Source organism: Citrobacter sp. wls757 (assembly GCF_005280935.1).
GTDB classification, from domain to species: domain Bacteria; phylum Pseudomonadota; class Gammaproteobacteria; order Enterobacterales; family Enterobacteriaceae; genus Citrobacter; species Citrobacter portucalensis.
On sequence record NZ_SZWU01000060.1, the window covers coordinates 412,921 to 419,066 of the forward strand.

The 6,146-nt window shown below is 54.6% G+C and carries 6 protein-coding genes and 1 pseudogene; 6 read left to right on the forward strand and 1 reads right to left on the reverse strand.

Going from position 1 to position 6,146, the window contains the following annotated elements; all coding sequences use genetic code 11:
* The 4 genes from FDW94_RS16850 to FDW94_RS16865 all read left to right on the forward strand — a co-directional run.
* Window positions 1-1,088, forward strand: a 1,088-nt coding sequence (locus FDW94_RS16850; protein WP_249358582.1) for an acetyl-CoA C-acetyltransferase, incomplete at its 5' end; no start/stop codon positions are given.
* Window positions 1,078-2,001, forward strand: coding sequence for a 3-hydroxyacyl-CoA dehydrogenase family protein (locus tag FDW94_RS16855; protein ID WP_057067743.1), 924 nt, complete (start codon window positions 1,078-1,080; stop codon window positions 1,999-2,001). The genes FDW94_RS16850 and FDW94_RS16855, both read left to right, overlap by 11 nt.
* A 37-nt stretch (window positions 2,002-2,038) precedes the next feature.
* Window positions 2,039-3,433, forward strand: coding sequence for a GntP family permease (locus tag FDW94_RS16860; RefSeq protein ID WP_196776256.1), 1,395 nt, complete (start codon window positions 2,039-2,041; stop codon window positions 3,431-3,433).
* A gap of 11 nt (window positions 3,434-3,444) precedes the next feature.
* Complete coding sequence (locus FDW94_RS16865) at window positions 3,445-4,215, forward strand: 3-hydroxybutyrate dehydrogenase (protein ID WP_137377929.1); 771 nt, start codon at window positions 3,445-3,447, stop codon at window positions 4,213-4,215.
* An 84-nt stretch (window positions 4,216-4,299) separates the two neighbouring features.
* On the opposite strand, the gene osmC is transcribed toward FDW94_RS16865, so the two are convergent.
* On the reverse strand, window positions 4,300-4,731 hold the full coding sequence (gene osmC, locus FDW94_RS16870) for a peroxiredoxin OsmC (RefSeq protein ID WP_003833007.1): 432 nt from the start codon (window positions 4,729-4,731) through the stop codon (window positions 4,300-4,302).
* A gap of 227 nt (window positions 4,732-4,958) precedes the next feature.
* Here osmC and sra point away from each other — a divergent pair, with 227 nt between their 5' ends.
* Window positions 4,959-5,099, forward strand: a complete 141-nt coding sequence (sra, locus tag FDW94_RS16875) for a stationary-phase-induced ribosome-associated protein (RefSeq protein ID WP_003833009.1) — start codon at window positions 4,959-4,961, stop codon at window positions 5,097-5,099.
* Window positions 5,100-5,278: 179 nt separating this feature from the next.
* Window positions 5,279-6,146, forward strand: a pseudogene (maeA, locus tag FDW94_RS16880) (malate dehydrogenase); the annotation flags it as partial.

A 6,146-nucleotide genomic window follows, 5' to 3' on the forward strand; every position in this document is an offset into this window, starting at 1 on the left:
AAACGGCTGTGGCACCTGAGCAAATCGATGAGGTGATCTTAGGTCAGGTTTTGACTGCGGGCTGCGGCCAGAATCCAGCCAGACAAACGGCGTTACGGGCAGGACTGCCGGTCACCACGCCCGCGTTAACCATCAACCTGCTGTGTGGCTCAGGTCTGAAGGCGGTGCATCAGGCTGTACAGGCGATTCGCTGTGGCGATGCGCAAATCGTGATTGCCGGGGGCCAGGAGAGCATGAGCAATGCGCCCTATTATCTCGACGGCGCGCGGGCCGGTCTGCGGTTGGGTCATGCCAGTATGAAAGACAGCGTGGTGCATGACGGCCTGTGGGATGCGTTCAACGACTATCACATGGGTATTACTGCCGAAAATCTGGCGGATAAGTTCGTAATCAGTCGTGAGCAGCAGGACGCTTTTGCCCTGCACTCCCAGCAAAAAGCTGCCGCCGCCATTGAAGCGGGTCGTTTTAACGCGGAAATCACGCCGGTCAGCGTCCCACAGGGCAAAAAGCCGCCACGTGTGGTGGACCGTGACGAACAACCTCGCCCGGATACTCAGGCCGACAAGCTGGCGCAACTTAAACCGGCGTTTCGTCCGGGTAACGGCACGGTGACCGCCGGAAATGCATCATCCATCAATGATGGTGCCGCCGCGGTGATGTTGATGAGCGCCGCCAAAGCGGCGGAACTCAATCTGCCAGTGCTTGCCCAGGTGGCGGGCTACGCGGTTTCTGGCGTCGATCCCGCCATTATGGGCATTGGGCCGGTAGAAGCGTCACTCCAGTGCCTGAAGCGTGCTGGCTGGACGCTAAATGACGTGGATCTTATCGAAGCCAACGAAGCCTTTGCTGCGCAAGCGCTGGCGGTTGGCGAATCCCTGAACTGGGACAGCAACCGGGTAAACGTGAACGGCGGTGCGATTGCGCTGGGGCACCCGATTGGCGCATCAGGTTGCCGAATTCTGGTAACGCTGCTGCATGAAATGGCGCGTAGCAACGCAGCCAAAGGATTGGCCACGCTGTGCGTAGGTGGTGGTCAGGGGGTGGCGCTGGCGGTAGAACGTCCGCAGGGGGGAGCTCATGCAAAGTAAGCCTATCTGCGTTCTGGGCGCGGGGTTAATGGGTGTCGGCATTGCTACCCACTTCGCCCGTTTTGGTTACGATGTCTGGTTATACGATACCGATAGCAGCCGAATTGCAGAAATAAGCGCTGTAGCCGGCGGTATTCTGGATGAGCTGATTGTCACCGATCAATTTGCAATTGGTGAAAAAACGTCGGTCGTGGCTCGCCTGCACGGCACAACCTCACTACAGGATATTGCCGCATGCCGGTTACTGATTGAAGCGATCCCGGAGCGGCTCGAACTCAAACACGCACTGTATGCGCAACTGGAAGAGCTGATCGCGCCGGAGGCCGTTATTGCCAGTAATACCAGCGGCCTGCCGCCGGATGCGCTGGCAGAAAAACTCGCCCATCCTGAACGGTTGCTGATCGCCCATTTCTGGCACCCGCCACATTTTATTCCGCTGGTCGAAATTGTACCTGGCACCGCAACGAAGCCGGAGTATCTCCATGAATTGCAACAACAACTGATCGCGATGCAACTTGAGGCGGTGGTGCTCGACCGCGCCGCACCAGGATTTGTTGGCAATCGACTGCAGTTTGCCCTGCTGCGTGAAGCGCTACATATCGTTAAAAGCGGCATCGCCAGCGCAGAAGTGGTTGATCAGGTGATGCGCGCCTCGCTCGGACGTCGCTATGCAATGGTCGGTCCGCTGGAGGCTGCTGATATGACCGGACTTTCTACGGTGCAGGACATTTGTCGGCATCTGCTTCCGGAACTGGCAACCGGCAGCGACATGATGACGCTGGTCGCTGACAAGGTCGCCAACGGTAATACCGGTGTACGCAGTGGTCAGGGTTTTTATCATTGGGATGATTCGCGCAAGGAATACATCCAGCAACGCAGGGAGCATCAGCTGCGATTTGCCCTGAAGCCATAACGTCTCTTTCTGTACCCCAATATAATAATAAGGAGTCATGATGAGTGTATTAATCGCCCTGGCAGCGCTGGGCCTGCTGATGCTGGCAGCCTATCGCGGATACAGCGTCATTCTGTTTGCCCCCATCGCAGCATTAGGTGCTGTATTGCTTACCGAACCCAGCGCCGTCGGCCCTGCCTTCACCGGCCTGTTTATGGAAAAAATGGTCGGTTTTGTGAAGCTGTACTTCCCGGTGTTCTTGCTGGGGGCCGTGTTTGGCAAGTTAATCGAGTTATCTGGATTTTCACGTTCCATTGTTGCCGCCGCTATCAACATCCTCGGTCGTCGTCATGCCATCCCGGTGATTGTGCTGGTATGTGCGTTGTTGACCTACGGCGGCGTATCGCTGTTTGTGGTGGCCTTTGCGGTGTATCCGTTCGCGGCTGAACTGTTCCGTCAGAGCAATATTCCTAAACGCCTGATCCCGGCAACCGTTGCTCTGGGTGCCTTCTCCTTCACCATGGATGCCCTGCCAGGCACACCGCAGATCCAGAACATTATTCCGACCAGTTTCTTCGGTACCAACGCCTGGGCCGCGCCGTGGCTGGGTTTGATAGGTTCCGTATTTATCATCGTTGTTGGTCTGGTTTATCTCGAACGTCAGCGTCGTAAAGCACAGGCTAAGAATGAGGGTTATGGGACTGAACTGTTAAACGAGCCGGAAACGCCGGATAACATTAATCTGCCGAACCCGATCATCGCGATCTCTCCGCTGATCCTGGTTGGGGTATTTAACCTGCTGTTTACCCGCTGGATCCCACAATGGTATGGCGCCACGCATCAGCTTGAACTTCCGGGCCTTGCCAAGCCGATTACCACCGAAGTCGGTAAAATCACCGCTATCTGGGCAGTGGAAGCAGCGCTGATTTCTGGGATCCTGCTGGTGGTGCTCTTCGGCTACCGCAACATAAAAGGTCGCCTGGCGGAAGGCAGCAGAACGGCGGTTGGCGGCGCGATCCTCGCGGCGATGAACACCGCGTCAGAGTATGGTTTTGGCGCAGTGATCGCCGCCCTGCCAGGTTTCCTTGTACTGTCAAAAGCACTGGCGGCTATTCCTGACCCGCTGCTCAATGAAGCTATCAGTATCACTACGCTTGCCGGGATCACCGGTTCGGCGTCTGGTGGGATGAGTATTGCCCTTGCCGCCATGTCTGACACCTTTATCGCGGCCGCTCACGCTGCCAATATCCCACTTGAAGTCTTCCACCGCGTGGCGTCTATGGCCAGCGGCGGTATGGACACCCTGCCGCATAACGGCGCAGTCATTACCTTATTAGCTATCACCGGTCTCAGCCATCGTCAGGCGTATGGCGGAATTTTTGCTATTACCGTCATTAAAAGTCTGGCCGTACTGTTTGTCATCGGCGTCTTCTACACCACCGGAATTGTTTAAGGAGAATCATCATGAACTTAACGGGAAAAACCGCCCTGGTTACCGGCTCGACCAGCGGTATCGGATTAGGTATCGCACAGGTGCTGGCGCAAGCGGGCGCCACCCTGATCCTCAACGGGTTTGGTGATGTGGATGCCGCCAAAGATGCTGTTGCCCAATATGGCAAAACACCAGGCTATCATGGCGCGGATCTGAGCGATGAAGCGCAAATTGCCGACATGATGCGCTATGCCGAGAGCGAATTCGGCGGTGTTGATATTCTGGTCAACAACGCGGGGATCCAGCATGTATCCCCGGTGGAAACCTTCCCGGTTGATAAATGGAACGCGATTATCGCTATTAATCTCTCTTCCGTTTTTCACACCACGCGTCTGGCACTTCCTGGTATGCGCGCGCGAAACTGGGGGCGCATCATTAATATCGCTTCTGTTCACGGCCTGGTGGCCTCAAAAGAGAAATCTGCCTACGTAGCGGCGAAGCACGGCGTGGTGGGATTCACCAAGACCCTCGCACTGGAAACCGCGCAGACGGGTGTCACCTGCAATGCGCTGTGTCCCGGTTGGGTGCTCACGCCGTTGGTTCAGCAGCAGATCGATAAGCGTATTGCCGAAGGCGCAGAGCCTGAGGCTGCGCGTGACGCCCTGCTATCGGAAAAGCAGCCGTCGCGCGAATTCGTCACGCCGGAACAGTTAGGTGAGCTGGCACTATTTCTGTGTTCAGACGGTGCGGCGCAGGTGCGCGGCGTAGCGTGGAATATGGATGGCGGTTGGGTAGCGCAATAACATCATCAGGTGCCGGATAAGACTGACTTACATCCGGCACAGTCATAGGCCGGATAAGACGCAGTCGCATCCGGCACGCCACGATTAAGACTTCAGCTGATAATCCAGCGTAATTTCCGCGTTCAGTACCTGCGATACCGGGCATCCGGCTTTTGCTTTCTGGATGATGCCGTCAAACGTGGCGGCGTCTATCCCCGGCACGCTCACCTGGCTATGCAACGCGACTTTAGTGATCGCAAATCCGGCATCTACTTTATCCAGAGAAACATCGGCAGTGGTATCAATGGCATCTGGGGTAAACCCCGCTTCACCCAGCATCAGCGAAAGTGCCATCGAGAAGCAGGCTGCATGGGCCGCGCCAATCAACTCTTCAGGATTGGTGCCTTTCTCACCTTCAAATCGTGTATTAAACCCATACGGTTGCTGATTCAACACGCCACTTTCGGTCGACACAGTGCCTTTGCCGCGCTTAATGTCGCCTTCCCAGTGTGCCTGACCTTTCTTATGGATAGTCATTACCGCTCTCCTGTGTTGTCGTCGGAGTTACTAGTATAGGACGGCTGAGAAAAAGCATGTTACATACGGGATAGTTCTCATTTGCCGCTTAAGCATTGACCTTTCAGATAAAATGACCGACCATCCAGAAAGCCGTTATGTTGAACATCGGCTTTATATCAGGTTGTATTTCGTCCGTTCTCATACGGGCTCGCCCTTGAAACCAGTAACAGGATTAAGGAGTTAGAATGAAATCGAACCGTCAGGCCCGTCATATTCTCGGACTGGACCACAAAATCTCAAATCAACGTAAAATCGTGACCGAAGGTGACAAAACCAACGTGGTCAATAATCCTACTGGAAGAAAGCGCCGCACTGACGGCAAGTAGCCTTTCGCACGTCTGACTGAGTAACGAGATAAACACCATTGCAACCGCAGTGGTGTTTTTGCTTATAAAACCCCTTAACCCATTCACAATGCTTTATACTTCGCCCGTTTCCCTGGCGGACAGGCCACATACGATCATAAAGAGCGCCAGGGACGGTTATTCAAAAAAGAGTGAGTGACATGGAAAACGAAACCAAAAAACTGCGTTCCCTTTACATCCCCTACGCTGGCCCGGTACTGCTGGAATTCCCTTTACTGAATAAAGGGAGCGCCTTCAGTGTGGAAGAACGCCGTAACTTCAACCTGCTGGGGTTACTGCCGGAAGTGGTCGAGACGATTGAGGAACAGGCTGAACGCGCCTGGATCCAATATCAGGGATTCAAAACCGAAATCGACAAACATATTTACCTGCGCAACATCCAGGACACCAACGAAACCCTGTTTTACCGACTGGTGCATAATCACCTGGATGAAATGATGCCAGTTATCTATACCCCAACGGTCGGCGCGGCCTGTGAGCGTTTCTCTGAGATTTATCGTCGTGCGCGCGGCGTGTTTATCTCTTATCAGAACCGCCACAATATGGACGATATCCTGCAAAACGTCCCTAACCACAATATCAAGGTCATCGTTGTCACCGATGGCGAACGTATTTTAGGTCTTGGCGATCAGGGGATCGGCGGGATGGGCATTCCAATCGGTAAACTGTCGCTGTATACCGCATGTGGCGGAATTAGCCCGGCCTATACTCTTCCGGTGGTACTGGACGTGGGGACCAACAACCAGCAACTGCTGAACGATCCGCTGTATATGGGCTGGCGCAATCCGCGTATCACTGATGATGAATACTACGAATTCGTTGATGAATTCATCCAGGCCGTGAAGCATCGCTGGCCGGACGTGCTGTTGCAGTTTGAAGATTTCGCCCAGAAAAACGCTATGCCACTGCTGACCCGTTATCGTGATGAAATTTGCTCGTTTAACGACGATATTCAGGGCACCGCGGCGGTTACTGTCGGTACGCTGATTGCGGCTAGCCGCGCGGCCG